The following is a 24,504-nucleotide window of genomic DNA, read 5'->3' on the forward strand; positions in this document are numbered from 1 at the left end:
CTTGGCGATTCACATTTGCATCAGCGGGATCATGCCGACCCATCTTTGGTCCCCAAATATCCCGGGGGGAAATCCGGCCTTGGCCGGATTGGGGGGCTGGCCCCCCGCGTCGCGGGACGCAATCAGTCTTCGGAAATCAGGCGATGGCCGGGGGGATAGGACTGGCGGGAATAGGATACCGGCATGGTGTTGGACCAGTTCGTCCGCTCGATGGTCAGCAAGGGGGTGCCGGAGGGCACTTGCAGGCTGCTGGCGGTTTCGGTCCCGGCGGCTTCGGCCAGAATGCTAAAGCGGCCATGAGTCAGCGCAACATTCCGTGCCAGCCATTCATGCGGCGAGGCGATGGCGAAATTCTCGCACTCGACCGGGGGCAGGGCGGTCAGGTTCAGCCAGACCGTTTCCGAACAATGCGGCCGGCCATTGGCCAGATACAGCAGCCGCGCCGCCATCACCCGCCGGTCGGGCGCGATCTGCAAGGCCAGCGCGACATGTTCGGGCGGGATCACGGTGCCGCATTCCAGCAGGGTATAGCCGTATTCCGCGCCCGTCGCCTCGATTTCCTGACGGATGACCGAGATTTCCAGAACCGTCCGCCGCGATGGCGTGGTGGTGACGCGAGTGCCGACCTTGCGGCGGCGCTCCACGATGCCGCTGTCGGCCAGTTCGCGTAAGGCGCGGTTCACGGTGGCGCGGGCGCAGCCCAGTTCCACCGCCAGTTCCTGTTCGGTCGGGATCAGCTCGCCCGGTGCCCATTTGCCCGAACGGATGCGGTCCAGCACCTCGGCCCGGACAGATTGCCATGTGTTCATGCGAGGTTTCGGACCATTGGCCTGAACCCCGCGCAATGATCTTGCCACGTCTCCTGGAATGCGCGCCATGCAGTTTGGTCTTTTTGCTAAGTATTCCGTTGCAAAGCATAGTGATGTCCTGTTTGCCTGCCGTGAACCTGCCAATATCTACAAGAAAAGCAGACTTGACAGTTCAGCGATTTTTTGCATTAAAGAGGTAATATATGGCGCAGGTTGTATGGGCTGGGCTGGCGCAACTGCACATGCCGGGATTTGCTTTGCCGTGACCGGCTGCTAAGGCTGGCGCAAGTCGTTGATCCGCAGGAAATCCAGATGTCCGCCGTTCCTCCGCCCGCCATGGCAGTCCGGGCCACCGTCTGGCCGGTGCTGATCGCCATAAGTCTGTGCCATATGGTCAATGACGTGATGCAGTCGCTGCTGTCGGCGATCTATCCGCTGCTTCAGGCGGAATTCAGCCTCAGCTATGGCCAGATCGGGTTTCTGACCTTTGCCTTTCAGGTCACGGCGTCCTTGCTGCAACCCGTGGTCGGCGCCGTCACCGACCGGCACCCGCAGCCGCGATCGCTGGCCCTTGGCATGGCATCGACGCTGGCGGGCGTGCTGCTGCTGGCCTTTGCGGGCAGCTATGCCATGCTGCTGGGCGGGGCGATGCTGATCGGGATAGGCAGTTCGGTGTTCCACCCCGAAAGCTCGCGCGTGGCGCGGATCGCTTCCGGCGGCAGGTTCGGCACGGCGCAATCGCTGTTTCAACTGGGCGGCAATGCCGGGCAGGCGGCGGGGCCGCTGCTGGCGGCCTTTGTCGTCGTGCCGCTGGGCCGCCCGGCGGTGGCGTGGTTCGCGCTGGCGGCGGCGGTGGGGGTGATCGTGCTGGCCCGCGTCGGCGCATGGGCCGAAGGCCGCCGCCGCGCCGCTGCCGCCGTGGCGCAGCCGCTGCCCGCCGCCGCGCGCCCGGTCATCATCCGGGCGCTGATCGTGCTGGCGATTCTGGTCTTTACCAAGAATATCTATACCGCCCTGCTCAGCAGCTATTTCACCTTTTTCACCATCGAGAAATTCGGTCTGGCCCCGCGTGGCGCGCAGATCATGCTGTTTCTGTTCCTTGGCGGCATGGCGGCGGGGGTGATGCTGGGCGGCATCATCGGCGACCGGATCGGCACGCTGCGGGTGATCTGGTTTTCCATCCTCGGCGTGCTGCCGTTCACCCTGCTGCTGCCGCATGTGGGGCTGGTGCCGACCGGTGCGCTGGCCTTTGTGATCGGGCTGATCCTTGCCTCGGCCTTTCCGGCGATCATCGTGTTCGCGCAGGAACTGGTGCCGGGGCGCACCGGGATGATTGCCGGGCTGTTCTTTGGCTTTGCCTTTGGCATGGGCGGAATTTCGGCGGCGGCGCTGGGGCTGCTGGCGGATGCGCGCGGGCTGATCTTTGTGTTCAACATCTGCTCGGCCCTGCCGGTGCTGGGGCTGCTGACGGTGCTGCTGCCGCGCCCGGCCGATCTGGTGCAGGGGCGCGGATGACGGCGCGGCCGGTCTTTTTCCACATCGGTCCCGACTGGACGGGCGAGGAACGGCTGGTGCAGATGTTCCGGCTGAACGGCCATGCCGCCGCCTGCCACGAGGAAGGCCGGCTGGCCGAAGGCATCGCGCATGCCAAGGCGACCGGCACCGTGCCGCTGCGGCGTTGGGGCGGGGCGCGTCTGTTTGCCGGGCTGCACCGCATCAACCGGCTGGAGCGCCCGCTGATCGAGGGCTGGCGCGCCTTCCCCTTTATCGCCGCGCAGCGCCCCGAGGCGGCGTTCATCCTGACCACCCGCGACCCCGAGGGCTGGATCGCCGACCGCCTGTCGCGCCGGGGCGGGGCGGTGGCGCGGGCCTATGCGCATCATCTGAACTGTGCCGTTTCCGACCTGCCCGAGATCTGGCTGAGCGACTGGAACGACCATCTGGCGGCGGTCGATGGTTTTTTCGCCCCCGGCGATCCGCGCCTGATCCGGCTGGATCTGGATCGCGAAACGCCGCTGGATCTGGCGCGGCATCTGGCGCCGCTGATCGACCTGCCGCGCCGCCCGCCGCGCCTGCACTGGCACCCGCCACCTGCGGCGCATGATGCCGGCACGCTGCTGGCTCTGCTGGACGAAGACCGCCCGCCGCAGCTGCGCCCCTCGCCCCCGCCCGGCATCGGTCTGGCCGAGGATATGGCCGCGTTCTGCCTGCGCGGGCTGGCCCCGGATGCCGCTGTCGGGCTGGCGGGCGTGTCGCCGCTGTTCGCGCAATGGGACGGCGGCGGGCAGGTGACGCGGCTGGATGGCGCGCCCTGGCCCGTGGCGATCGGTCCGCGCGACCGCGACGGCGCGCCGCGCGCCTTTGCGCAGCCGGGCCACCACAACAAGCTGGAGCGGGTCGAGGGCGTCATCAACCAGATCCTGTCGCTGGGTCGCCGTGACCCGGTGCGTATCGACATGGAGGACGGCCGCCGTATCGGCAGCGATCAGGGGCGGCCCATCGGTCAGCCGGTGCTGGCCCATAACCGCCGCAGCGGGGCGCGCAACGTGGTGCTGTGGCCCTTGCCCGGTTTTCACCAGCCGGGCGGCGCGACCTATGCCCGGCCCGATTGCCCCGACCCGATCCCGTGGGACGAAAAGCAGGATCGCGCGGTCTGGCGCGGCAATATCTCGGGCCGGGTGGAACCGGAACCGGCGGCGGGCCGCCCCGCCGGGCCGACCTCGCATATCCTGCTGGCGCAACTGGCCGCTGCCGATGATACCGCGCGGCAGGCGATGCTGGAGGATCTGCACCGCATCCCCCGCTTTGCCTTTGTGCGCCAGCATATCGACAACCCCGATTTCGACATCGGGCTGGTGCTGGCATGGTCGCTGCGCCAGCACGCCGACGACCCGTTTCTGGCCCCTCTGATCCGGCCTGCCGCCGGGGCGGGCTATTTCAACCGCTTCCGCTATCAGATTTCGATGGCGGGTTATGACCACCCGACCGGCTTTCTGAACGCGATCAACCGCCAGTCGGTGCTGCTGTCGGAAATGGACGGGTGGGAGGTGCATTATTCCGGCCGTTTCCGCCCGTGGGAACATTACATCCCCTTGCAGCGCGGCTGTGCCGACGTGCAGTCCAAGCTGGACTGGGCGCGCGCCAACCCCGCCCGCTGCCGCGAAATGTCTGCCGCCGCGCGGGCCGAGGTGGCGGCGCTGTCGGCCCCTTGGGTGCAGGCGCGGATGATGGCGCTGATCCTCGACGCGCTGGCGGGGCTGGGCTAGGCTGCGGGCATGACCACGATCACCGCCCGCCCGATCTCTGCCACGGCCTTTGCGCCCTTTGGCGATCTGCTGACCCCGCGCGCCGCGCCCGACCGGATGATAAACGCCGGTCGCTGCGAACGGCATCACGCGCTGGCCACCGTTCAGCGCGGCGAGGGCGAGGCGATCATCTCGCTGTTTCGCAGCCAGCCGGTCAGCCTGCCCTATGTCTGCACCCTGCTGGAACGGCACCCGCTGGGCAGTCAGGCGTTCATGCCGCTGCGCCTGTCGGGGCCGTGGCTGTCGGTGGTCGCGCCCGATCACGATGGCCGCCCCGGCGCGCCGCTGGCCTTTCTGGTGCCTGCCGATATGGGGGTGAACCTGCGCGCGGGCGTCTGGCACGGGGTGCTGACGCCGCTGGATCACCCGGCGGATTTTCTGGTCATCGACCGCGACGGCCCCGGCCTCAACCTTCAGGAAGTGGCGATCCCCCCCGTCACCATCACCGCATGAGCCTGCCCGATTTCACCCATGAAGCCGCCGCCATCGCCGCAGGCCACAGCCGTATCGCCGGGGTGGATGAGGTCGGGCGCGGCCCTTTGGCCGGGCCGGTCACGGCGGCGGCGGTGGTGCTGGACCCGGCGAATATTCCGCCCGGCCTGAACGATTCAAAACGGCTGACGGCGGCGCGGCGGCAGGCGCTGGCCGACTGGCTGCTGGCGAATGCCGATTGCGCCGTTGCCCATGCCGATGTGGCCGAAATCGACGCGCTGAACATCCTGAATGCCGCGCATCTGGCGATGAGCCGCGCGCTGGCCGGGCTGCGCACACCGCCTGATTTCGCGCTGATCGACGGCAATCGCCTGCCGCGCGACCTGAGCTGCCCGGCGCAGGCGGTGGTCAAGGGCGATGCCCGCTGCCTGTCGATCGCGGCGGCCTCGATTCTGGCCAAGGTGGTGCGCGACCGGATCATGGTGGATTTGGCGCAACAGCATCCCGGCTATGGCTGGGATGTGAACGCCGGATACCCGACGCCCGCGCATAAAAAGGCGCTGCTGGATCTGGGCGTGACCCCACACCATAGGCGGTCATTCAAACCTATCCACAACATCTTGTGGCAAGGGTAAATATCAACCTGTTGATTCAAAAAAGAAATTGACGGCGAATCGTCTGCGACTCATAGTTATCCACAGGCAGGCTGGCGCAAGACCGGCGTGGATAAGGCAAGGGCAGTATGACGACGATCAAGCAAAAACGCGCTGCGGCGCGACCGTTACCGCTGAACGAAATTCTGGCGGGCGATTGTGTTTCGGTGATGAACAGCCTGCCCGAAGCCTCGGTCGATCTGATCTTTGCCGACCCGCCCTATAACCTGCAACTGCGCGGCGATCTGCACCGGCCCGATAATTCCAAGGTCGATGCGGTGGATGACCACTGGGACCAGTTTTCGGGCTTTGCCGCCTATGACAGCTTTACCCGCCACTGGCTGGCCGCCGCCCGCCGTCTGCTGAAACCCAACGGCGCGATCTGGGTGATCGGCAGCTATCACAACATTTTCCGCGTGGGCGCCGAGCTGCAAAATCAGGGCTTCTGGCTGCTGAACGACGTCATCTGGCGCAAGTCGAACCCGATGCCGAATTTCCGCGGCAAACGGCTGACCAACGCGCATGAGACGCTGATCTGGGCCTCGAAATCCGAAAATGCCAAGCCGACCTTCAACTATGAGGCGCTCAAGTCGCTGAACGAAGGGGTTCAGATGCGGTCCGACTGGGTGCTGCCGATCTGCACCGGGGGTGAGCGGTTAAAGGACGCATCCGGCGACAAGGCCCACCCGACGCAAAAGCCCGAAAGCCTGCTGTATCGCGTGCTGGTCGGCACCACGAACCCCGGCGATGTGGTGCTGGACCCGTTCTTTGGCACCGGCACCACCGGCGCGGTGGCCAAGATGCTGGGCCGCGATTTCATCGGCATCGAGCGCGAGGAATCCTACCGCGAGGTTGCCGCCCGGCGTCTGGCCCGCGTCCGCCGCTTTGACGGCGAGGCGCTGGCCACCACCGCCAGCAAGCGCGCCGAGCCGCGCGTGCCCTTTGGTCAGGTGGTCGAACGCGGGATGCTGCGCCCCGGCGAAGAACTGTTTTCCATCGGCAACCGCCACAAGGCCCGCGTCCGCGCCGATGGCAGCCTGATCGCCCCGGATGCCGATGCCAAGGGCAGTATCCATCAGGTCGGCGCCGCGCTGGAAGGCGCGCCAAGCTGCAACGGCTGGACCTACTGGCATTTCAAGCGCGAGGGGAAGATGGTCCCCATCGACATGCTGCGCCAGCAGATCCGCGCCGAAATGGCGGATGAGACCCGCCCCAACTGATATTGGTTTCGCCAGAGTTCCGGCACCGCTAGCCGTGCGGCCGGAACCAACTTGCCCCGCCATGCCTGTGCGCATGGCGGGGTATTTTTCTTCGGCTCAACCGTCCTGCGCCGCCGGATTGTTCTGGTGATCCTGAATGCGCGGCAGGCTGGTTTCGATCCAGTCGGCCAATGCGCGCAGCTTGTCCGCGCCTTCGGTCCCCAGCGGGGTCAGGCTGTATTCGACATGCGGCGGCACCACCGGCAGGGCCTGGCGGCGCACCATGCCATCCTGTTCCAGCCCTTGCAGCGTCTGCGCCAGCATCCGTTCGCTGACCCCGCCGATCATCCGGCGCAGTTCGGAAAACCGCAGCACCCGCCCCTGCAACGCGATCAGCACCAGCACGCCCCAGCGGCTGGTCATGTGTTTCAGCACCCCGCGCGAGGGGCAGTTGGCGGCCATCAGATCGCCGCGCGCGATCTGCTCTGACAGGGGGGATGAAACTTTTTTCATACTTACATTTTTGTGCGTTCTTACTTTTGGTAAGTGTATGCGTTATCTGCTGTCGCAAGTCAAACACAGATCAAGGAAACGGAGATTACCATGACCATCGCCATCACCGCCGCAACGGGGCAACTGGGACAGCTTGTCGTCGAAGATCTGCGCCGGCGTGCGCCGGATGCCGACATCATCGCGCTGGTGCGTTCGCCCGAAAAGGCCGCAGGTCTGGGCGTGCCGGTGCGCGCTGCCGATTATACGCGCCCCGAAACGCTTGGCGCCGCGCTGCAAGGTGTCGATACGCTGCTGCTGATTTCCTCGAACGAGATCGGTCAGCGCGCCGTGCAGCATCGCAATGTGATCGCCGCCGCCAAGGCCGCAGGGGTGGGGCGGATCATCTATACCTCGCTGCTGCACGCGGATACGTCGATCCTCGATCTGGCTGGTGAACACCGCGAGACCGAGGCAGAGCTGCGCGATTCGGGGATTGCCTTCACCATTTTGCGCAACGGCTGGTATAGCGAAAACTACACCGACTCGATCCCGGCGGCGCTGGCGAATGGCGCCTTTGCGGGCAGTGCGGGCAAAGGGCGCATCTCGTCGGTGCCGCGCCGCGATCTGGCCGAGGCGGCGGCGGTCGTGCTGACCACGCCGGGGCATGAAGGCAAGATCTACGAACTGGCCGCCGACGCGCCCTATACGCTGACCGATCTGGCGGCCGAGATCTCGCGCCAGACCGGCCGCGACATCCCCTATGCCGATCTGCCGCAGGCCGATTATGCCGCTGCGCTGGTGGGTGCCGGCCTGCCCGAAGGGCTGGCGCAGGCGATTGCCGGCTGGGATGCCGCCGCCGCGCAGGACGCGCTGTTCGACGACAGCCGCCAGCTTGCGGCGCTGATCGGGCGGCCGACGACCCCGCTGGCGGATGCGGTGCGGGCGGCGCTGGCCTGATGTAACGGCAGCGAGGGCGGGGTATTTTGCGCCCCGCCCCGACCATAAAGCCAGTTTCCCCCGACGCGCCTTGCCTGCCACCCTTTAACGATTCGTTAACAGGTGGCAGGGCTGCCGTGAAATATCTGTTTGTTCTGCTGACGGCGTTGATGTCGCTGTCCTTTGCCGCCTCTGATGCCTTTGCGCATGGGGGCGGCTGCCGCAAATCCTCGCCTCCGGGGCAGTGCTGCCATATGGATAACAGCCGCGGCGTGGTTCACTGTCATTAACTGCCGCGCGGTTGTGGCAGGGTGCCCCGGTTATACGGTGTCCAGTCCGCTATATCGGGATAGAACTGCCGCCGCCACGCCCGCACGCGCGGGTTCATCCGCCGCCGCCACAGGGGCGGGATCATCGCCAGAAAGGTCATCGCCGGATAGCCCATCGGCAGGGCGGGGGCCTGATCGGAGGTGTAGGTCTGCAACAGCGGATAGCGGCGGTCGGGGCGGAAGTGGTGATCCGAGTGGCGTTGCAGGTTAATCAGCAGCCAGTTCGAGGCGCGATGATCGGCGTTCCATGAATGATGCGGGCGCACGGGTTCGTAACGCCCCTCGCCCAGATGGCGGCGGGTCAGGCCATAGTGTTCGACGTAATTGGTCAGCTCCAACTGCCAGATGGCGATGAAGGCCTGCCAGATGAACAGCGCCGCCCCCAGCCAGCCGCCGATCGCAGCGGCCAGCGCGATCATCGCCGCTTGCAGCAGGGCATAGCGCCAGAAGGGGTTGCGCCGGTCCCATGGGCTGCGCCCGGCACGGGCCTGCCGCGCCGCCTCGGCCCGCAAGGCGCTGCGCGGCCCGGTGGTCAGCACACGCCAGAAAAAGCGGTGAAACCCCTCGTTATAGCGGGCGCTGACGGCATCGCGCGGGGTGCCGACCCATGAATGATGCACCAGCAGATGCTCGGTGCGGAAATGGCTGTAAAGCGTCGAGGCCAGCAGCAGGTCGCCCAAGGCCCGTTCCCATGCTGGTTTCTGATGCAGCAATTCATGGGCATAGACCATGCCGATGGTGCCGGACAGAACGCCGATGCCAAAGAACAGCCCGGTCAGTTCCCAGCCGCTCAGCCGCCCGCTGGCGGCCACGGCGATACCGGCAAAGATCACCGCGACTTGCAGCGGCGCCCAGATCACGGTGATGGCGCGGTGCCAGAACAGCGCGGCTTCGGGCGTGTCGGGGTCGGGATTGTCGCGGTTTTGGCCCAGCAGCAGGTCCAGCCCCGTGACCAGATACCAACTGTAAAGCGGCAGGCAGGCCCACCACCAGCCGCCGCGCCACATGGCCCAGGCGGCCAGGGGCACCAGCAGCAGCGACATCCAGAAGGGCAGGGCGGCGGGGGTTTTCATGTGTGCAGCCTAGCCCTTTGCATCCGGCTGTGCCAGCACCCAGACCTTGCGCATCAGGCCGGGCAAGGCGCCTGCGTCGAAATCACGCAAGGGGATCAGCCCGCCCCGTTCGGGCGGGCCGGTCAGGGTGCCGCGCATCACTGTCAGGTTCAGGGTGAAATGGGTGAACACATGCCGCACCTCGCCGATCTTGCGCCAGCCCGCGACGGCGGGGGGCGGCAGGTCCGACCCGTCCCAGCCGGTCGAGGGGAAGGCCAGCACGCCCCCCAGCAAGCCGCGTTCGGGCCGGGTTTCGGTCAGCACCGCATCGCGCGTCAGCCCGACCCAGACGGTGCCGCTGCGCTGCGGCTTGGGCGCTTTGGGTGTGCGGCGGGGCAGATCGGCGGCGATGCCCGCCACCCGCGCGGCGCAATGGTGGATCAGCGGGCAGATGCCGCAGGCGGGGTTGCGCGGGGTGCAGATCGTCGCGCCCAGATCCATCATCGCCTGCGCATAATCGCCGGGGCGCAGCGCCGGGGTCAGGATGGCGGCCAGATCGCGCAGCTTGGCCTTGGCGGCAGGCAGGGGCGTTTCCACCGCGAACAGCCGCGCCACAACCCGTTCGACATTGCCATCGACCACGGTTTCCGGCTGCTCAAAGGCAATCGCCGCGATGGCCGCTGCCGTATAGGGACCAATGCCGGGCAGGGCGCGCAGGCCATCGGCGCTGTCGGGAAAGCGCCCCCCCGCCGCCGCAACCGCCCGCGCGCAGGCGATCAGGTTGCGGGCGCGGGCGTAATAGCCAAGCCCGGCCCATTCGGCCATCACCGCCGCATCCGGGGCCGCCGCCAGATCGTGAACGGTCGGCCAAAGCGTTGTAAAGCGCAGGAAATAACCCTTTACCGCCGCCACGGTGGTTTGCTGCAACATCACCTCGGACAGCCAGACGCGATACGGATCGGCCCGCCCGCCGCCCGGTGGCACGCGCCACGGCAGCACGCGGGCGTGGCGGTCATACCAGCCCAGCAAAGCGGTCGCGATCACCGCTGCGTCACGCATAATTCAGCCATGTTGCGCCTGCTTGCACTTTCATCCTGCCGTCTGCGCTTTTAATGAAAAGACATTGCTTAACCCTTAAGGCACCCATGTCCCGCGTGAAAGACAGCACCAGCGCCACCCCGCCCCGCCGCAAGCGCGGGTTCGAGGCTGCGGCCAGCCTGTTGTCGCGGCAGGTGCAGCGCGCGGCCGAGGGGCGCGGCTTTGCCGTATCGCGCCTGCTGACCCAATGGGCGGAAATCGCGGGCGCTGATCTTGCCGCGCTGGCCCGGCCGGTGCGGATCACCCATGGCAAGGGCGGATTCGGGGCGACGCTGGTGCTGTTGACCTCTGGTCCCGCCGCGCCGCTGGTGCAGATGCGGGCCGAGGATCTGCGCGCCCGCGTCAATGCCTGTTATGGTTATAACGCGGTGCAGCGCATCTCGATCACGCAATCCGCGCCGCAGGGCTTTGCCGAGGGCGCGGCCCCCTTTGCCCATGCGCCGCCCCAGCCGCGCGGACCCGATGCCGCCACGCTGGCGCGCGCCGAAACCGTGGCGCAACAGTTTGCAGACCCGGCCCTTGCTGCGGCAATGGCGCGCCTGACCCTTAATCACGCTGACAGATTGTCGCGCAAATCCTGAAAGGACATTTCATGCTGATTCGTTCCACCCTGACCGCGCTTGCGCTGGTCTTTGCCGGTCCTGCCCTTGCCCAAGAGACCGCCCCGGCGACCGAACAGGCTGCCCCCGCGACCCTGCCCGACATCTATCTGGGGGCCGAGGATGCGCCGGTGACGATCTATGAATATGCCAGCTTTACCTGCGGTCATTGCGCGGCGTTCCACAACGACAACTTTCCCAGGCTGAAGGCGGAATATATCGATACCGGCAAGGTGCGCTTTGCACAGCGCGATGTCTATTTCGACGCCGTGGGCCTGTGGGCCGGGATTCTGGCGCGCTGCGGCGGCGATGACAAATATTATGCCGTGTCCGACATGCTGTTCGAAGAACAAAGAACCTGGCTGTCCAGCCAGTCGGGCGACGATATTGCCGCGAACCTGCGCAAGATCGGCCTGAAAGCCGGCATGACCGAAGACCAGATGAACGCCTGCTGGGACGATACCGCCAAGGTCGAACAACTGGTTTCCACCTTCCAGACCAATGCCACCGCCGACGGGATCAACGCCACCCCGACCTTTATGATCGCGGGCGAACAGGTGCCGAATCAGTCGTGGGACAACCTGAAGGGTATCATCGACGCCAAACTGGCCGAGGCAGGCGCGGCGAACTGATGATCTGATCCGGTCAGGGCGCAGCATGACGCCCTGACCATCCGCAGCGGTGGCTCAGTCAGGGTTTGCCGGAATCAGCAGCCCACGCTGCACCGCCGGACGCGCAAGGAACCGTTCCTGCCAGCGGGCGACATGGGCGAAATCGTCCAGCCCCACCTGTTCTGCCGCGTCATAGCCCGTGCGCAGATTGCGCACCCAGGGGCCGATGGCGATGTCCGCGATGGAATAATCCCCCGCGATCCAGTCGCGTTCTGCCAGTTGCCCGTCGATTACGCCCAGAATCCGGCGGCTTTCGGCGTAATACCGCTCACGCGGGCGGGGGTCCTGGATCTCGCGGCCCTTGTAGCGGTGGAAAAACCCAAGCTGCCCGAACATCGGCCCGACCCCGCCGACCTGAAACATCAGCCATTGCAGCACCTGATAGCGCGCCGCCCCGGCAGCAGGCAGAAACCGCTGATACTTGTCAGCCAGATAGATCAGGATCGCCCCCGATTCCCACAAGCCCATCGGTGCCCCGTCCGGCCCGTCAGGATCAAGAATTGCTGGTATCTTGTTGTTCGGATTAAGGCTGAGAAACTCGGGCGTCATCTGGTCGGCAGGGTCGCCGATGCTGATGCGATGAACGTCATAAGGGACGCCCAGTTCCTCCAGCATGATCGACACCTTGACCCCGTTGGGCGTCGCCAGCGAATAAAGCTGGATCACATCGGGCCGTTTCGGCGGCCAGCGCCGGGTGATGGGGAAGCCTTGCAGGCCGGTTGTTTCAGACATGCGGTTCACTTTCTCTGGTTGGCGGAATTTAACGATTGTGTTATTGGCCCGCCCGCAACGTTAGCGCGTAACAGGAATCTAGGACAAAACTCATGATCCAAGAATTTAAGGACTTCATCGCCAAGGGCAATGTCATGGACATGGCCGTTGGTATCATCATCGGTGCGGCCTTCACCGCCATCGTGACCTCGCTGGTCAGCGACCTCATCAACCCGGTCATCGGCCTGATTACCGGCGGGATTGATTTCTCGAACCTGTTCATCAACCTGACCTCGACCGACTATGCCTCGCTGAAAGCGGCGCAGGATGCGGGCGCGGCCGTGTTCGCCTATGGCTCGTTCATCACCGCCGTCATCAACTTCCTCATCATCGCCTTTGTCGTGTTCCTGCTGGTCAAAGGGGTGAACCGGATCAAGGACGCCGCCTCGGCCAAAGAAGAAGTGCCCGGCGCCCCCGAAGGCCCGACCCAGGAAGAACTGCTGGCCCAGATCCGCGATCTGCTGGCCGACCGTGGCACCCGCGTCTGATTTTCAGACTGGTTTATACGGAAAGGGCGCACCCCGCTGCGGGCGCGCCCTTTTTTCATGCGGATCGCCCCAAGGTGCGTATTTGACCAAACAGGAAGCGGCGCGGGTTGTTTCCTGTTTGTCTAAATACGCAAAGAAAGCGGCGCGGATCACTGGGCCAGAAGCTCGTCTGGTGTCACGGCCTGAATCCCAAGCGCCTCGCCTGCCGGGGGCGAGGTCAGCCGCCCGTCATGCGTCGAAAGCCCGGCGCGCAGATGCGGGTCATCGGTGATGGCGCTGCGCCAGCCTTTCCCGGCCAGAGCCAGCACAAAGGGCAGGGTGGCATTGCCAAGTGCCTGCGTCGAGGTGCGCGCCACCGCGCCCGGCATATTGGCGACGCAGTAATGGATGATGCCATCCACCTCGTAGATCGGGTTTTGATGCGTGGTCGGGCGCGACGTTTCAAAGCAGCCGCCCTGATCTATCGCCACATCCACCAGCGCCGCGCCGGGCTGCATCAGGTCAAGCTGTGCCCGTGTCACCAGCTTGGGGGCTGCCGCGCCGGGGATCAGCACCGCGCCGATGACCATATCTGCGGTTGGCAACAGGTCGGTAACGGCGGCGACGGATGAATATTGCGTGGTCAGCTTGCCCATGAACACATCGTCCAGATAGGACAGGCGCGGCAGCGAGCGATCCAGCACGGTGACATTCGCTCCCATCCCCACGGCCACCCGCGCCGCCGCCGTGCCCACGACTCCGCCGCCGATGATAACCACCCGTGCGGGCCGCACGCCCGGCACACCGCCCAACAGCACTCCGCGCCCGCCATTGGCCTTTTGCAGCGCCCATGCCCCGACCTGAGGCGCCAGCCGCCCCGCCACCTCGGACATGGGGGCCAGCAAGGGCAGGCCGCCGCGCGCATCGGTCACGGTTTCATAGGCGATGGCTGTGACGCCCGATTGCAGCAGGTCGCGGGTCTGATCGGGGTCGGGTGCAAGGTGCAGATAGGTAAACAGCACCTGCCCGCGCCGCAGCATCGCGCGTTCTGCCGCCTGCGGCTCCTTGACCTTGACGATCAGTTCCGCCGCATCAAACACCGCCGCCGCATCCGGGGCGATTTGCGCGCCTGCCGTGCGATAGGCATCGTCGTCAAAGCCCGCGCCCAGACCCGCGCCCGTTTCGATCAGCACCTGATGACCGTGGGCCACCACTTCGGCCACGGCGGCAGGGGTCAGACCGACGCGAAATTCCTGCGGCTTGATTTCCTTGGGGCATCCGATCTTCATCCTGTCCTCCGCCTTGGCGATGCTTGCTCTGACATTCCATGTTGCGAGGGGCGCCGCCCGGATGCAAGATCGTTGCGCCGGGACGTTTGCCGCCCGGCAGTTCCGGGCAGCCATGGACCTTGACGCAACAGACCGCCGCATCCTGACCCTGCTTCAGCGCGAGGGGCGGATCACCAATGCCGATCTGGCCGCCCGTGTGAACCTGTCGGCCAGTGCCTGCCATCGCCGGGTGGAACGCCTGGAACAATCCGGCCTGATCCGCGCCTATGTCGCCCTGCTGGATGAGCGCAAACTGGGCCGCCCGACGCTGGTTTTCGTGGAAATCACCCTGTCCGGTCAGGCTGACGAAGTGCTTGAGGCGTTTGAACGCGCCGTCCGCACCATCCCCGATGTGCTGGAATGTCACCTGATGGCGGGGACAGCCGATTATCTGCTGAAAATCGTCGCGCAAGACACCGATGATTTCGCCCGCATCCACCGCCAGCACCTGACCCGCCTGCCGGGGGTGGCACAGATGCAGTCCTCTTTCGCGCTGCGGACCGTGCAGCAAACGACGGCGCTGCCGGTGTAACGCTTCCTGTTTGTTCAAATACGCATCTTTGGGCGCAGCCGCACAAAAGAAAACCCCCGCAGCCGCGCCACGGGGGTTTCAAACCTTACAAGGTTCGCTGTCTTACAGCGCGCCTTCGCGCTGGGCCTTTTTACGGGCCAGCTTGCGGGCACGGCGGACGGCCTCGGCCTTTTCACGGGCTTTCTTGACCGACGGTTTCTCGAAATGCTGCCGAAGCTTCATCTCGCGGAACACGCCTTCACGCTGAAGCTTTTTCTTCAGTGCGCGGAGCGCCTGTTCGACGTTATTATCACGAACGTTGACCTGCATGTGGTTGTCACCACCTTCCTAGGTTAGAGTTGCAAAGATTGCAGGAACCGTTCTTCTATCAGCAACGCGCCCGCCTGTCCAGTGACCGAGGAAAACCATGACCCAGACAGATGCCCTGATCGACGCCGCCCTGATCCATGTCCCGTTCGAGGGGATGAACGACCGCGCCCTGACCGCCGGGGCGCGCGATCTGGGGATCGCGCCGGAACTGGCGCGGGTGCTGGTGCCGATGGGCGGGGCCGGGCTGGCCGCCAGCCTGCACCGACGCGGCGATGCCGCGCTGGCGCGTTGGCTGGCCGATACCCCGCCGCAGGGCCGGTTCCGCGACAAGGTGGCGGCGGCGGTCTGGCACCGGCTGGAATTGTCCGACCGCGAGCTGGTGCGCGCAGCGTCTGCCACGCTGGCGCTGCCGCAGAATGCGGCACTGGCGGCGCGGTTGATGTGGGAAACGGCGGATACGATCTGGACCGGGCTGGGCGACAGCTCTGACGATGTGAACTGGTATTCGAAACGCGCGATTCTGGCAGGCGTCCACAGCGCGGCAGCACTGTATTGGCTGGGCGACGACAGCGAGGGCGGGCACGACACCCGCGCCTTTATCGACCGCCGGATCGACGGGGTGATGCGGTTCGAAAAGATCAAGGCCGCAGCGCGCAAGGTGCCCGGCGTGGCGATGCTGGCCGATCTGGCCACCGGCTGGGTCCGCGCGCCGCAAGGACCTGCCGATCTGCCGGGCCGCGCGCAGGGGGGCAAGGCATGAGCATGATCCCCGACGCCATGAACGCCATCGAGATCGCCGAACCCGGCGGCCCTCAGGCTCTGCGCCCCGCCCGCCGCCCGGTGCCGGTGCCCGCCAACGACCAGATCCTGATCCGCATCGCCTATGCCGGGGTGAACCGTCCCGATGTGCTGCAACGGCAGGGGGCCTATCGCGCCCCGCCCGGCGCATCCGACCTGCCGGGGCTAGAGGCTGCGGGCGAAGTCGTCGGCCTTGGCGCAGGCGTCACCCGCTGGCGCAAGGGCGACCGGGTGACGGCGCTGCTGCCCGGCGGCGGCTATGCGGAATATGCGGTCTGCCATCAGGATCACGCCTTGCCGGTGCCGCAGGGGCTGACGCTGCAACAGGCGGCCTGCCTGCCGGAAACCGCCTTTACCGTCTGGTCCACCGTGGTCATGCGCGGCGGCCTGCGCGCGGGCGAGCGGTTTCTGGTCCACGGCGGCTCGTCGGGGATCGGCACCATGGCCATCCAGATCGCCCACAGCCTTGGCGCGCGGGTCTTTGCCACCGCCGGATCGCCCGAAAAATGCGCCGCCTGCGCTGAACTGGGGGCCACGGCGATCAATTACCGCGATCAGGATTTCGTCGCGGCCCTGACCGAGCAGGGTGGGGCCGATCTGATCCTCGATATGGTTGGCGGCAGCTATATCCCGCGCAATATCAAGGCACTGGCCGATGATGGGCGGCTGGTCTTCATCGCCTTTCTGGATGGGGCCAAGGCGGAACTGAACTTTGCCCAGATCATGCTGCGCCGCCTGACCGTGACCGGCGCAACCTTGCGTCCGCAATCCGATCTGGCCAAGGCCGCCATTGCGGCAGAACTGCGCGACCGGCTGTGGCCCAAGGTCGAATCCGGCGCGGTCAGAGTGCTGATCGACAGCGAATTCGCCCTGACCGACGCCGCGCAGGCGCATCGCCGCATGGAAAGCAGCGAACATATCGGCAAGATCGTGCTGCGCGTCGCCGGCGACTGAGGCTGGCCAAACCGGCACCGCGCCGCTAAAACCCGCGTTTTGCCCAAGGAAACCCCATGGACCCGCGCGCGCCCTTGCTGTCCGTCGCCCCGATGATGGACTGGACCGACCGGCTGTGCCGGGGCTTTCACCGGCTGATGTCGCGCCGGGCCTTGCTCTATACCGAAATGGTGACAGCGCCTGCAGTGATCCATGGCGACCGGGCGCGGCTGCTGGATTACGACGCCGCCGAACACCCGCTGGCGCTGCAACTGGGCGGATCAGACCCGGCGCAACTGCGCGACGCAACGCGGATCGCGCAGGATTGGGGCTATGACGAAATCAACCTGAACGTCGGCTGCCCCAGCGACCGGGTGCAATCGGGCTGCTTTGGCGCGGTGCTGATGAAAAACCCGGCGCTGGTGGCCGATTGCGTGACCGCGATGCAGGCCGTCAGCCGCGCTGAAATCACGGTGAAATGCCGCATCGGCGTGGATGACCAAAGCCCGGATCAGGTGCTGCCCGCATTTCTGGAAACCATGCAATCCGCAGGCGTGCGGCGGCTGACGATCCACGCCCGCAAAGCATGGCTGCAAGGCCTGTCGCCCCGCGAAAACCGCGACATCCCGCCGCTGGATTATCCGCTGGTCCATGCGATGAAGGCAGCGTTTCCGGGGCTGCACCTGTCGATCAACGGCGGCATCGGCACTCTGGATCAGGCGCGCGATCATCTGGCGGTGATGGACGGGGTGATGATCGGGCGCGCGGCCTATCACCAGCCATGGGATATTCTGGGCACGGCGGATGCGCTGTGGGGCGACGCGCCGCCCTTTGCCCACCCGGCGCAGGTGGCGCAGGCCATGCGCCCGCGGATCACAGCGCATCTGGCCGCGGGCGGGCGGCTGCATCAGATCACCCGACACATGCTGGGCCTGTTCCACGGCCTGCCCGGCGCGCGCGGCTGGAAACGCAGCCTGTCAGAGGGCGCGTCCAAAGGCGGGATCGAGGTCTATGACGCCGCGCTGGCCGCCGTCACACCAGCCGGGCACCCCGCCCCGTAACGCCCAAACGACCCCGCCTGCGGAAAACCGCGCCCGGCTTCCTGTTTGCCCAAATACGCACCTTCGGGCGCAACCGTCTCATCCGGCACGACAAGCCTCTGGCAAGGGCTGGCCAAGCCGCCGCCGACAGCCTAGGACAACCCAACCCACAAGGAGAGCGCGATGTCCGACCTGATCCTGCCCATTCTGACCCTGATCTTCACCGGCGCCTTTGCCGGAGTGCTGGCCGGATTGCTGGGGGTGGGCGGCGGCATCATTCTGGTGCCGGCCTTTGTCTATATCTTTACCGCTGCGGGATATGACGGGCCGCAACTGATGCAGATGTGTCTGGCGACCTCGCTGGCGACGATCATCGTCACCTCGATCCGGTCGGTGCTGGCACATCACCGCAAGGGCGCGGTGGACTGGGCGGTGCTGAAGGGCTGGGCGCCCGCCATTGCCATCGGCGCGCTGGTCGGGGCGCTGACGGTTTCGGCGCTGCGCACGCAAACGCTGGTGCTGATCTTTGGTGTGCTGGTCTTTGTGATCGCGACCTATATGGCGGTGTCCAGGCCGGGGTGGCGGCTGGCCGGGCAGATGCCCACCGGCGTGTCGCGCGCGGGCTTTGGGCTGTTTACCGGCTTTGTCTCGGTGCTGCTGGGGATCGGCGGCGGGTCGATCGGCGTGCCGCTGATGACGCTGCATGGCCGGGCGATCCATCAGGCGGTGGCGACAGCGGCGGGCTTTGGCGTCATCATCGCCGTGCCCTCGGTGCTGCTGTTCCTGTTCATGCCGATGGAGAACGCGCCGCCGCTGACGCTGGGTTCGGTGAACCTGCTGGCCTTTGGCCTGACCATCGCCATGACGCTGATAACCGCCCCCTGGGGGGCGGCATTGGCACATCGCACCGACCCGGTGCGGCTGAAACGCTATTTCGCGTTTTTCCTGATGCTGGTGGCGCTGAACATGCTGCGCAAGGCGCTGATCTAGCCGCGCTCGGCCGCCTTGGCGGCGTTCCACAGCGCGTCCATCTCGGCCAGATCGCTATCGGCAGGCGTGCGGCCCTGCGCGGCCAGCGTGGCCTCGATGGCGGCAAAGCGGCGGGTGAATTTCGCATTGGCCGCGCGCAGCGCCTGTTCCGGGTCAATGTCCAGATGGCGGGCCAGATTGGCCATGACGAACAGCAGATCGCCAAATTCCTCGGCCATCGCGTCGGGGCCAAGACTGTCGCGCGCCTCGACCAGTTCGGCGGTTTCCTCGGAAATCTTTTCCAGAACATCCGCCGCGCCCGGCCAGTCAAAGCCCACCCGCGCGGCGCGGTTTTGCAGCTTCACGGCGCGGGTCAGGGCGGGCAGGCCCATGGCTACGCCATCCAGCACCCCCTTGGCCTGCCCCGAGGCGCGCTCGGCGGCCTTGATGGTTTCCCAATCCTTGACCTGTTGCGCGGCGGATTTGTCGCGGCTTTCGTCGCCATAGATATGCGGATGGCGGGCGATCAGCTTGTCCGAAATGGCCCGCGCGCAATCGGCGAAATCGAACCTGCCCTGTTCCGCTGCAATCTGGGCGTGAAACACCACCTGCAACAGCAGATCGCCCAATTCGCCGGGCAGTTCATCCCATGCCTGCCGGTCGATGGCGTCGGCGACCTCATAGGCTTCTTCAATCGTATAGGGCGCGATCGAGGCGAAATCCTGTTCGATGTCCCACGGGCAGCCCCGGTCGGGGTCGCGCAGCTCGGCCATGATGCCGATCAGCCGCTGGATCTGCTGCTGCGCCTGAGTCTGTTCGGTCATCGGATGCCCCCTGTTGCCCGCCTGATGCCTGCCACAGCACCGCGTCCAAGTCCATCGGCTGCGCGGCCTGTCACGACGGGGTGACAGACGCGGGGTTTCCTTGCTATTGCCGCGCGCCGCGTTTAGGGTCCGCGCGGATTCTGTTGAGGGCCGGGCCGCTGGTGCCAGCCCCGTCCCATACCGAAAGGACCGTATATGTTCGTCACCCCCGCTTATGCTCAGGCCGCAGGTCAGGGCGGCGCCGGCGCTGCCTTCGCGCAGTTCATTCCGCTGATCCTGATTTTTGTCATCATGTATTTCCTGATGATCCGCCCCCAGCAAAAGCGGCTGCGCGAACATCGCGACATGGTGGCGACGCTGAAAAAAGGCGATCAGGTGGTGACTGCGGGCGGCCTGGTCGGCAAGGTTACATCCGTGCGCGACGACGAACTTGAGGTCGAGATCGCGACCGGCGTCAAGGTGCGCGTGGTGCGCTCGACGATTTCCCAGGTCGTGAACCGGACTGCTCCGGTCGCCGCCAACAGCTGATTTAGTTTAAGGGGCGCCGCCCGCCATGCTTCAGATCGACCGCTGGAAGCGCATCGTCATTTTCGGCATTTGCGCGCTTGGGTTTCTATTTGCCGCACCGAACCTGTTTTACAGCCGGGTCGAGGCGCGCAACGACGCCGCCGTGGCGATCGAACGGGCAGGGGGCGCATCGACGCCCGAGGAACAGGCCGCGCTGGCGGGCTGGCCCCGCTGGCTGCCGCGCGGGCTGGTCAGCCTTGGGCTGGACCTGCGCGGTGGCGCGCATCTGCTGGGCGAGGTTCACACCGACGAGGTGTATAAATCGCGCATGGATTCGCTGTGGCCGGAACTGCGCCGCGTGCTGACCGAACAGCGGGCCACCATCGGCGGCATCCGCCGCGTGCCCGCCCCTGACGGCGTGCTGCGCATCGAGGTGGAAAACCCCGACCAGATGCAGGCGGCGGTCACGGCGGCGCGGACGCTGGCCAACCCCATCGCCTCGCTGACCGGGGCAGGGCAGTCGGATCTGGCGGTTTCGGCGCAGGGCAATGTCCTGACCGTGCAACTGTCCGATGCCGAAAAGCGGCTGACCGACGACCGCACCATCCAGCAAAGTCTGGAAATCGTCCGCCGCCGCGTGGACGAGGTGGGCACCCGCGAACCCACCATCACCCGGCAGGGCGAAAACCGCATCGTGATTCAGGTGCCCGGCATCGGCTCGGCCGAGGAGCTTAAGGCGCTGATCGGCACCACGGCCAAGCTGACCTTCAACCCGGTCATCGGCACCGGCGTCGATGCCGCCGCCCGCCCCGGCCCCGGCAACATGATCGCGGCCGATGCGGAAAATCCGAACCTTTTCTATATGCTGGAAGAAACGCCTGTCGTGACGGGCGAACAACTGACCGACGCCATGCCGGGCACCGACCAGAACGGCGCGCCCTCGGTCGATTTCCGGTTCAATCCGCAAGGCGCGCGGGCCTTTGGCTCTTATACCGCGGCCAATGTCGGCCAGCCCTTCGCCATCGTGCTGGACGGGCAGGTGATTTCCGCCCCGGTGATCCGGCAGGCGATCACCGGCGGGTCGGGGCAGATTTCCGGCAGCATGAACTATGACGAGGCGAACCGGCTGGCGGTGCTGCTGCGCGCCGGCGCGCTGCCGGCGCAGATGACCTTTCTGGAAGAACGCACCATCGGTCCCGAACTGGGCCGCGACAGTATCGAGGCCGGACGCCTTGGCGCCATGGTCGGCACTGTCGGCGTGATCGCCTATGTCATTGCCAGCTATGGCCTGTTCGGGGTGTTCGCCTCGGTTGCGCTGGTGGTGAATATCGTGTTGATTCTGGCGGTGATGTCGCTGATGGGGGCGACGCTGACCCTGCCGGGGATCGCCGGGATCGTGCTGACCGTGGGCATGGCCGTCGATGCCAACGTCATCATCTTCGAGCGCATCCGTGAAGAATTACGCAACGGCAAGCGGGTCGCCAGTGCGATCAGCAACGGCTTCAGCGAAGCGATGAGCGCGATCATCGACGCCAACGTGACCACCTTCATTGCCGGTATGGTGATGTTCTTTCTGGGGTCCGGTCCGGTCAAGGGCTTTGCCGTGACGCTGACCATCGGGCTTGTCACCTCGGTCTTTACGGCGATCTTCCTGACGCGCCTGCTGATCGTGATCTGGCTGGAACGCCGCCGTCCCAAAGAACTGATCCTGTAAGGGGAAACACTGATGGCCTTTCGTCTCAAGATTGTCCCCGAAGTCACGCATATCAACTTTTTCCGTTGGCAGTGGCTGACCTTTGGTCTGTCTGCCGTGCTGATGGTTGCCTCGGTGATCGTGACGCTGACCATGGGGCTGAACTTTGGCATCGACTTTCGCGGCGGCACCACGATCCGCGCCGAAAGCAACACCGCCTTTGATGTCGGCGAATACCGGCAGGTGCTGGGCGGGCTGGATCTGGGCGATGTCGCCATCACCGAGGTGTTCGACCCCACCTTCGGCCCCGACCGGCATGTGGCGCAAATCCGCATCGGCACCACAAGCGAGACCGGATCGGTCACACCCGAGGAGTTGAACATCATCGAAGCCGCCCTGAAAGAGGTGGACCCGGCGGTGCGCTTTACCGCCGTGGAATCGGTCGGCCCCAAGGTCTCGAACGAACTGATTATGACCGCGTTCAAGGCCGTGGGGGCGGCGACCATCGCCATTCTGATCTATATCTGGCTGCGGTTCGAATGGCAGTTCGCCATCGGTGCGGTGGTGGCGCTGGTCCATGACGTGCTGCTGACCATCGGGCTGTTTTCGCTGTTCCAGATCAGGTTCGACCTGACGACCATCGCCGCGCTGCTGACGATTCTGGGCTATTCGGTGAACGATACCGTGGTGGTGTTCGACCGGCTGCGGGAAAACCTGATTAAATACAAAACCACGCCGCTGATCGACCTGATGAACCTGACCGTCAACGAAACCCTGTCGCGCACGGTGATGACGGCGGTGACAACGGCCATCGCACTGATCGCGCTGATCGTGCTGGGCGGCGACGTGATCCGGGGCTTTGTGTTCGCGATGCTGTGGGGCGTAACGGTGGGGTGCTATTCCACCATTTATGTCGCCAAGAACATCGTGCTGTGGACTGGCGTCAAGCGCGACTGGTCGAAAAAGCCGGTCGAGGATGGCGCGGCAAGGTTCCGGGACGCGCCCTGATGCAGATCCAGCCCACCGATTACCAAGGGGCTGTTTCGGTCGATGGCTATGGGCCGGGGTTCTTTCGTGTCGATGGGCAGGTGCTGAACGGCCCGGTTCTGGTCACGGCGACGGGCGCGCAGCCCTGGGGCGGGCTGGATGATGCGGCCCCGCTGGCCGCTTTGGCGGGTTCGGTTGATGTGCTGTTCATCGGCATGGGCGCACAGATCGCCCCCGCGCCGCGCGATCTGGTGCAACGGCTGGAAACAGCGGGGGTGATGGTCGAACCCATGACCACCCCCGCCGCCGCCCGCACCTATAACGTCACCCTGTCCGAGGGCCGCCGGGTTGCCTGCGCGCTGATCCCGGTATGAGCCTGCTGACCGTCACCGATCTGGCGGTTGCCCGCGGCGGGATGCGCGCGGTCGAAGGCGTCAGCTTTGCCCTGTCGGCGGGCGAGGCGCTGATCCTGCGCGGCCCGAACGGAGTCGGCAAAACCACCCTGCTGCGGACGCTCGCCGGATTGCAGCCGCCGGTCGAGGGCCAGATCACTATGCCACCGGATGCCGTGGCCTATGCGGCCCATTCCGACGGGCTGAAATCGACGCTGACGGTGGCCGAAAACCTGACTTTCTGGGCGCGGATCTTTGGCTCGGGCTATATCGAGGATGCCGTGGCGGCGATGAATCTGCCCGGCCTGACCGATCGCGCGGCGGGCAGCCTGTCGGCAGGGCAAAAGCGTCGGCTTGGGCTGGCGCGGCTGATCGTGACCGGCCGCCCGCTGTGGATTCTGGACGAACCGACCGTATCGCTGGACGCCGATTCGGTCGCCCTGTTTGCCAATGCCGTGCGCTGTCATCTGGGGCAGGGCGGAGCGGCGCTGATGGCGACTCATATCGACCTTGGCCTGCCCGATGCGCGGGTGCTGGACCTCGGCCCGTTCCGCGCCCGCCCCGGCCGCACCGCCGCGCCCGCCGGCTTTAACGAGGCGTTTGCGTGATGGCCGTTTTCATGCGTATTTATGCAAACAGGAAACACCTGCCGCTTCCTGTTTGTCCAAATACGCATTCAACCGTGCAGGAAGCGCCATGATTGCCCTGTTACGCCGTGACCTTATTCTGGCGACGCGGGCGGGCGGCGGATTTGGCCTTGGGCTGGCGTTTTTTCTGATCCTTTGCACGCTGGTTCCCTTTGGCGTCGGGCCGGGGGGCGGCACCTTGTCGCTGATCGCGCCGGGTATCCTGTGGGTCGGGGCGCTGCTGGCCTGCCTTTTGTCGCTGGACCGCATCTTTGCGCTGGATCACGAGGATGGCAGCCTTGATCTGCTGGCCACGGCGCCGATTCCGCTGGAAGGCGTCGTCGTGGTCAAGGCTCTGGCGCATTGGCTGACCACCGGCCTGCCGCTGGTGCTGGCCGCGCCGCTGTTCGGGGTGCTGCTGCATTTGCCGGCACAGGCCGTCGCGCCGCTGGTGATCTCGATGCTGGTCGGCACGCCGGCCTTGTCGATGCTGGGCGCGTTCGGGGCGGCGGTGACGGTTGGGTTGCGGCGCGGCGGCTTGCTGTTGTCACTGCTGGTTCTGCCGCTGTATATCCCGACGCTGATCTTTGGTGCCGAGGTGATCCGCCGCGGGGCAGAGGGCGGGCTGATCGCCACGCCGCTGGCATTTCTGGGGGGCATTACCGCCGCCAGCCTGGCGCTGATACCTTTCGCCGCAGCCGCCGCGCTGCGGGTCAATCTGAAGTGAGCGAGGCTTGAGCTGCCCCGGTCCGC

At 65.8% G+C, this 24,504-nt stretch carries 30 protein-coding genes; 22 read left to right on the forward strand and 8 right to left on the reverse strand.

Translation table 11 applies throughout. The features are described 5' to 3' along the window. Window positions 1-122: 122 nt before the first annotated feature. Window positions 123-809, reverse strand: a complete 687-nt coding sequence (locus tag Q4G14_RS01045; protein ID WP_303359858.1) for a GntR family transcriptional regulator — start codon at window positions 807-809, stop codon at window positions 123-125. A gap of 58 nt (window positions 810-867) precedes the next feature. Between Q4G14_RS01045 and Q4G14_RS01050 the strand changes: the two genes are divergently transcribed. The 6 genes from Q4G14_RS01050 (at window position 868) to Q4G14_RS01075 (ending at window position 6,419) form a co-directional block, all read left to right on the forward strand. Continuing rightward, complete coding sequence (locus Q4G14_RS01050) at window positions 868-1,086, forward strand: hypothetical protein (protein ID WP_303359859.1); 219 nt, start codon at window positions 868-870, stop codon at window positions 1,084-1,086. 35 nt (window positions 1,087-1,121) lie between these two features. After that, on the forward strand, window positions 1,122-2,324 hold the full coding sequence (locus Q4G14_RS01055; RefSeq protein ID WP_303359860.1) for an MFS transporter: 1,203 nt from the start codon (window positions 1,122-1,124) through the stop codon (window positions 2,322-2,324). Beyond that, window positions 2,321-4,075, forward strand: a complete 1,755-nt coding sequence (locus tag Q4G14_RS01060) for a glycosyl transferase family 90 (protein WP_303359861.1) — start codon at window positions 2,321-2,323, stop codon at window positions 4,073-4,075. The genes Q4G14_RS01055 and Q4G14_RS01060 overlap by 4 nt, the downstream gene beginning before the upstream one ends. Window positions 4,076-4,084: 9 nt before the next feature. Further along, complete coding sequence (locus Q4G14_RS01065; protein WP_303359862.1) at window positions 4,085-4,567, forward strand: ureidoglycolate lyase; 483 nt, start codon at window positions 4,085-4,087, stop codon at window positions 4,565-4,567. Beyond that, on the forward strand, window positions 4,564-5,181 hold the full coding sequence (locus Q4G14_RS01070) for a ribonuclease HII (protein WP_303359863.1): 618 nt from the start codon (window positions 4,564-4,566) through the stop codon (window positions 5,179-5,181). The genes Q4G14_RS01065 and Q4G14_RS01070 overlap by 4 nt, the downstream gene beginning before the upstream one ends. Before the next feature lie 107 nt (window positions 5,182-5,288). Beyond that, window positions 5,289-6,419, forward strand: a complete 1,131-nt coding sequence (locus tag Q4G14_RS01075) for a site-specific DNA-methyltransferase (RefSeq protein WP_303359864.1) — start codon at window positions 5,289-5,291, stop codon at window positions 6,417-6,419. A gap of 96 nt (window positions 6,420-6,515) precedes the next feature. On the opposite strand, the gene Q4G14_RS01080 is transcribed toward Q4G14_RS01075, so the two are convergent. Next, window positions 6,516-6,911 (reverse strand): helix-turn-helix domain-containing protein, encoded by a 396-nt coding sequence (locus Q4G14_RS01080; protein ID WP_303359865.1) that lies wholly within the window; start codon window positions 6,909-6,911, stop codon window positions 6,516-6,518. A 90-nt stretch (window positions 6,912-7,001) separates the two neighbouring features. On the opposite strand from Q4G14_RS01080, the gene Q4G14_RS01085 reads away from it, so the two are divergent. Further along, window positions 7,002-7,847 (forward strand): SDR family oxidoreductase, encoded by an 846-nt coding sequence (locus Q4G14_RS01085; RefSeq protein WP_303359866.1) that lies wholly within the window; start codon window positions 7,002-7,004, stop codon window positions 7,845-7,847. A 116-nt stretch (window positions 7,848-7,963) separates the two neighbouring features. After that, entirely contained in the window at window positions 7,964-8,116 is a 153-nt protein-coding gene (locus Q4G14_RS01090) for a hypothetical protein (protein ID WP_303359867.1), read from the forward strand. Here Q4G14_RS01090 and Q4G14_RS01095 read toward each other — a convergent pair. Together Q4G14_RS01095 and Q4G14_RS01100 are read right to left on the reverse strand one after the other, a co-directional pair. Continuing rightward, window positions 8,113-9,228, reverse strand: a complete 1,116-nt coding sequence (locus Q4G14_RS01095) for an alkane 1-monooxygenase (RefSeq protein WP_303359868.1) — start codon at window positions 9,226-9,228, stop codon at window positions 8,113-8,115. The genes Q4G14_RS01090 and Q4G14_RS01095 overlap by 4 nt on opposite strands. Window positions 9,229-9,237: 9 nt before the next feature. Next, window positions 9,238-10,266: an A/G-specific adenine glycosylase gene (locus tag Q4G14_RS01100; protein WP_303359869.1), complete on the reverse strand. Its 1,029-nt coding sequence runs from the start codon at window positions 10,264-10,266 to the stop codon at window positions 9,238-9,240. Window positions 10,267-10,352: 86 nt separating this feature from the next. On the opposite strand from Q4G14_RS01100, the gene Q4G14_RS01105 reads away from it, so the two are divergent. Then, on the forward strand, window positions 10,353-10,886 hold the full coding sequence (locus Q4G14_RS01105) for a DUF721 domain-containing protein (protein ID WP_303359870.1): 534 nt from the start codon (window positions 10,353-10,355) through the stop codon (window positions 10,884-10,886). An 11-nt stretch (window positions 10,887-10,897) separates the two neighbouring features. Then, window positions 10,898-11,536: a DsbA family protein gene (locus Q4G14_RS01110; protein WP_303359871.1), complete on the forward strand. Its 639-nt coding sequence runs from the start codon at window positions 10,898-10,900 to the stop codon at window positions 11,534-11,536. Between the two features lie 54 nt (window positions 11,537-11,590). Here Q4G14_RS01110 and Q4G14_RS01115 read toward each other — a convergent pair whose 3' ends face one another. Continuing rightward, a complete protein-coding gene (locus Q4G14_RS01115) occupies window positions 11,591-12,307 on the reverse strand; it encodes a glutathione S-transferase N-terminal domain-containing protein (RefSeq protein ID WP_303359872.1) in 717 nt (238 codons plus the stop codon). 92 nt (window positions 12,308-12,399) lie between these two features. Between Q4G14_RS01115 and mscL the strand changes: the two genes are divergently transcribed. Next, window positions 12,400-12,834, forward strand: coding sequence for a large conductance mechanosensitive channel protein MscL (gene mscL / locus Q4G14_RS01120; protein ID WP_303359873.1), 435 nt, complete (start codon window positions 12,400-12,402; stop codon window positions 12,832-12,834). 149 nt (window positions 12,835-12,983) lie between these two features. Here mscL and ald read toward each other — a convergent pair whose 3' ends face one another. Further along, complete coding sequence (gene ald / locus Q4G14_RS01125) at window positions 12,984-14,102, reverse strand: alanine dehydrogenase (RefSeq protein WP_303359874.1); 1,119 nt, start codon at window positions 14,100-14,102, stop codon at window positions 12,984-12,986. A gap of 112 nt (window positions 14,103-14,214) precedes the next feature. Here ald and Q4G14_RS01130 point away from each other — a divergent pair, with 112 nt between their 5' ends. Further along, a complete protein-coding gene (locus Q4G14_RS01130; RefSeq protein WP_303359875.1) occupies window positions 14,215-14,673 on the forward strand; it encodes an Lrp/AsnC family transcriptional regulator in 459 nt (152 codons plus the stop codon). A 102-nt stretch (window positions 14,674-14,775) separates the two neighbouring features. On the opposite strand, the gene rpsU is transcribed toward Q4G14_RS01130, so the two are convergent. Continuing rightward, complete coding sequence (gene rpsU / locus Q4G14_RS01135) at window positions 14,776-14,982, reverse strand: 30S ribosomal protein S21 (RefSeq protein ID WP_022705914.1); 207 nt, start codon at window positions 14,980-14,982, stop codon at window positions 14,776-14,778. Between the two features lie 97 nt (window positions 14,983-15,079). On the opposite strand from rpsU, the gene Q4G14_RS01140 reads away from it, so the two are divergent. The 4 genes from Q4G14_RS01140 to Q4G14_RS01155 all read left to right on the forward strand — a co-directional run bounded on the left by Q4G14_RS01140 (window position 15,080) and on the right by Q4G14_RS01155 (window position 18,743). Next, window positions 15,080-15,742 carry a COQ9 family protein gene (locus tag Q4G14_RS01140; protein ID WP_303359876.1) on the forward strand — a complete coding sequence of 221 codons (663 nt, stop codon included), beginning with the start codon at window positions 15,080-15,082 and terminating at the stop codon, window positions 15,740-15,742. Continuing rightward, window positions 15,739-16,734, forward strand: coding sequence for an NAD(P)H-quinone oxidoreductase (locus Q4G14_RS01145; protein WP_303359877.1), 996 nt, complete (start codon window positions 15,739-15,741; stop codon window positions 16,732-16,734). Before Q4G14_RS01140 ends, Q4G14_RS01145 begins: the two co-directional genes overlap by 4 nt. Window positions 16,735-16,790: 56 nt before the next feature. Continuing rightward, on the forward strand, window positions 16,791-17,774 hold the full coding sequence (gene dusA, locus Q4G14_RS01150; protein WP_303359878.1) for a tRNA dihydrouridine(20/20a) synthase DusA: 984 nt from the start codon (window positions 16,791-16,793) through the stop codon (window positions 17,772-17,774). A 162-nt stretch (window positions 17,775-17,936) separates the two neighbouring features. Continuing rightward, window positions 17,937-18,743: a sulfite exporter TauE/SafE family protein gene (locus Q4G14_RS01155; RefSeq protein ID WP_303359879.1), complete on the forward strand. Its 807-nt coding sequence runs from the start codon at window positions 17,937-17,939 to the stop codon at window positions 18,741-18,743. Here Q4G14_RS01155 and mazG read toward each other — a convergent pair. After that, window positions 18,740-19,546, reverse strand: coding sequence for a nucleoside triphosphate pyrophosphohydrolase (gene mazG / locus Q4G14_RS01160; protein ID WP_303359880.1), 807 nt, complete (start codon window positions 19,544-19,546; stop codon window positions 18,740-18,742). The two genes, Q4G14_RS01155 and mazG, sit on opposite strands and share 4 nt — an antisense overlap. Before the next feature lie 195 nt (window positions 19,547-19,741). On the opposite strand from mazG, the gene yajC reads away from it, so the two are divergent. The 6 genes from yajC (at window position 19,742) to ccmB (ending at window position 24,478) form a co-directional block, all read left to right on the forward strand. Next, window positions 19,742-20,074: a preprotein translocase subunit YajC gene (yajC, locus tag Q4G14_RS01165; protein ID WP_303359881.1), complete on the forward strand. Its 333-nt coding sequence runs from the start codon at window positions 19,742-19,744 to the stop codon at window positions 20,072-20,074. Between the two features lie 25 nt (window positions 20,075-20,099). After that, window positions 20,100-21,767: a protein translocase subunit SecD gene (gene secD / locus Q4G14_RS01170; protein ID WP_303359882.1), complete on the forward strand. Its 1,668-nt coding sequence runs from the start codon at window positions 20,100-20,102 to the stop codon at window positions 21,765-21,767. Window positions 21,768-21,779: 12 nt separating this feature from the next. Beyond that, window positions 21,780-22,754 carry a protein translocase subunit SecF gene (gene secF / locus Q4G14_RS01175; RefSeq protein ID WP_303359883.1) on the forward strand — a complete coding sequence of 325 codons (975 nt, stop codon included), beginning with the start codon at window positions 21,780-21,782 and terminating at the stop codon, window positions 22,752-22,754. Further along, entirely contained in the window at window positions 22,754-23,107 is a 354-nt protein-coding gene (locus tag Q4G14_RS01180; protein ID WP_303359884.1) for an Mth938-like domain-containing protein, read from the forward strand. The genes secF and Q4G14_RS01180 overlap by 1 nt, the downstream gene beginning before the upstream one ends. Next, entirely contained in the window at window positions 23,104-23,733 is a 630-nt protein-coding gene (gene ccmA / locus Q4G14_RS01185; protein ID WP_303359885.1) for a heme ABC exporter ATP-binding protein CcmA, read from the forward strand. Before Q4G14_RS01180 ends, ccmA begins: the two co-directional genes overlap by 4 nt. Window positions 23,734-23,821: 88 nt before the next feature. After that, window positions 23,822-24,478, forward strand: a complete 657-nt coding sequence (gene ccmB / locus Q4G14_RS01190) for a heme exporter protein CcmB (protein WP_303359886.1) — start codon at window positions 23,822-23,824, stop codon at window positions 24,476-24,478. Window positions 24,479-24,504 lie beyond the last annotated feature (26 nt).

Origin of the sequence: Paracoccus sp. (in: a-proteobacteria) (assembly GCF_030538755.1) — a bacterium.
Lineage (GTDB): Bacteria > Pseudomonadota > Alphaproteobacteria > Rhodobacterales > Rhodobacteraceae > Paracoccus.

Bases quoted from the DNA above. Each gene is read 5' to 3' on its own strand.
- Q4G14_RS01045 (WP_303359858.1), bottom strand. From the start codon at position 809: ATGAACACATGGCAATCTGTCCGGGCCGAGGTGCTGGACCGCATCCGT.
- Q4G14_RS01050 (WP_303359859.1), top strand. From the start codon at position 868: ATGCGCGCCATGCAGTTTGGTCTTTTTGCTAAGTATTCCGTTGCAAAG.
- Q4G14_RS01055 (WP_303359860.1), top strand. From the start codon at position 1,122: ATGTCCGCCGTTCCTCCGCCCGCCATGGCAGTCCGGGCCACCGTCTGG.
- Q4G14_RS01060 (WP_303359861.1), top strand. From the start codon at position 2,321: ATGACGGCGCGGCCGGTCTTTTTCCACATCGGTCCCGACTGGACGGGC.
- Q4G14_RS01065 (WP_303359862.1), top strand. From the start codon at position 4,085: ATGACCACGATCACCGCCCGCCCGATCTCTGCCACGGCCTTTGCGCCC.
- Q4G14_RS01070 (WP_303359863.1), top strand. From the start codon at position 4,564: ATGAGCCTGCCCGATTTCACCCATGAAGCCGCCGCCATCGCCGCAGGC.
- Q4G14_RS01075 (WP_303359864.1), top strand. From the start codon at position 5,289: ATGACGACGATCAAGCAAAAACGCGCTGCGGCGCGACCGTTACCGCTG.
- Q4G14_RS01080 (WP_303359865.1), bottom strand. From the start codon at position 6,911: ATGAAAAAAGTTTCATCCCCCCTGTCAGAGCAGATCGCGCGCGGCGAT.
- Q4G14_RS01085 (WP_303359866.1), top strand. From the start codon at position 7,002: ATGACCATCGCCATCACCGCCGCAACGGGGCAACTGGGACAGCTTGTC.
- Q4G14_RS01095 (WP_303359868.1), bottom strand. From the start codon at position 9,228: ATGAAAACCCCCGCCGCCCTGCCCTTCTGGATGTCGCTGCTGCTGGTG.
- Q4G14_RS01100 (WP_303359869.1), bottom strand. From the start codon at position 10,266: ATGCGTGACGCAGCGGTGATCGCGACCGCTTTGCTGGGCTGGTATGAC.
- Q4G14_RS01105 (WP_303359870.1), top strand. From the start codon at position 10,353: ATGTCCCGCGTGAAAGACAGCACCAGCGCCACCCCGCCCCGCCGCAAG.
- Q4G14_RS01110 (WP_303359871.1), top strand. From the start codon at position 10,898: ATGCTGATTCGTTCCACCCTGACCGCGCTTGCGCTGGTCTTTGCCGGT.
- Q4G14_RS01115 (WP_303359872.1), bottom strand. From the start codon at position 12,307: ATGTCTGAAACAACCGGCCTGCAAGGCTTCCCCATCACCCGGCGCTGG.
- mscL (WP_303359873.1), top strand. From the start codon at position 12,400: ATGATCCAAGAATTTAAGGACTTCATCGCCAAGGGCAATGTCATGGAC.
- ald (WP_303359874.1), bottom strand. From the start codon at position 14,102: ATGAAGATCGGATGCCCCAAGGAAATCAAGCCGCAGGAATTTCGCGTC.
- Q4G14_RS01130 (WP_303359875.1), top strand. From the start codon at position 14,215: ATGGACCTTGACGCAACAGACCGCCGCATCCTGACCCTGCTTCAGCGC.
- rpsU (WP_022705914.1), bottom strand. From the start codon at position 14,982: ATGCAGGTCAACGTTCGTGATAATAACGTCGAACAGGCGCTCCGCGCA.
- Q4G14_RS01140 (WP_303359876.1), top strand. From the start codon at position 15,080: ATGACCCAGACAGATGCCCTGATCGACGCCGCCCTGATCCATGTCCCG.
- Q4G14_RS01145 (WP_303359877.1), top strand. From the start codon at position 15,739: ATGAGCATGATCCCCGACGCCATGAACGCCATCGAGATCGCCGAACCC.
- dusA (WP_303359878.1), top strand. From the start codon at position 16,791: ATGGACCCGCGCGCGCCCTTGCTGTCCGTCGCCCCGATGATGGACTGG.
- Q4G14_RS01155 (WP_303359879.1), top strand. From the start codon at position 17,937: ATGTCCGACCTGATCCTGCCCATTCTGACCCTGATCTTCACCGGCGCC.
- mazG (WP_303359880.1), bottom strand. From the start codon at position 19,546: ATGACCGAACAGACTCAGGCGCAGCAGCAGATCCAGCGGCTGATCGGC.
- yajC (WP_303359881.1), top strand. From the start codon at position 19,742: ATGTTCGTCACCCCCGCTTATGCTCAGGCCGCAGGTCAGGGCGGCGCC.
- secD (WP_303359882.1), top strand. From the start codon at position 20,100: ATGCTTCAGATCGACCGCTGGAAGCGCATCGTCATTTTCGGCATTTGC.
- secF (WP_303359883.1), top strand. From the start codon at position 21,780: ATGGCCTTTCGTCTCAAGATTGTCCCCGAAGTCACGCATATCAACTTT.
- Q4G14_RS01180 (WP_303359884.1), top strand. From the start codon at position 22,754: ATGCAGATCCAGCCCACCGATTACCAAGGGGCTGTTTCGGTCGATGGC.
- ccmA (WP_303359885.1), top strand. From the start codon at position 23,104: ATGAGCCTGCTGACCGTCACCGATCTGGCGGTTGCCCGCGGCGGGATG.
- ccmB (WP_303359886.1), top strand. From the start codon at position 23,822: ATGATTGCCCTGTTACGCCGTGACCTTATTCTGGCGACGCGGGCGGGC.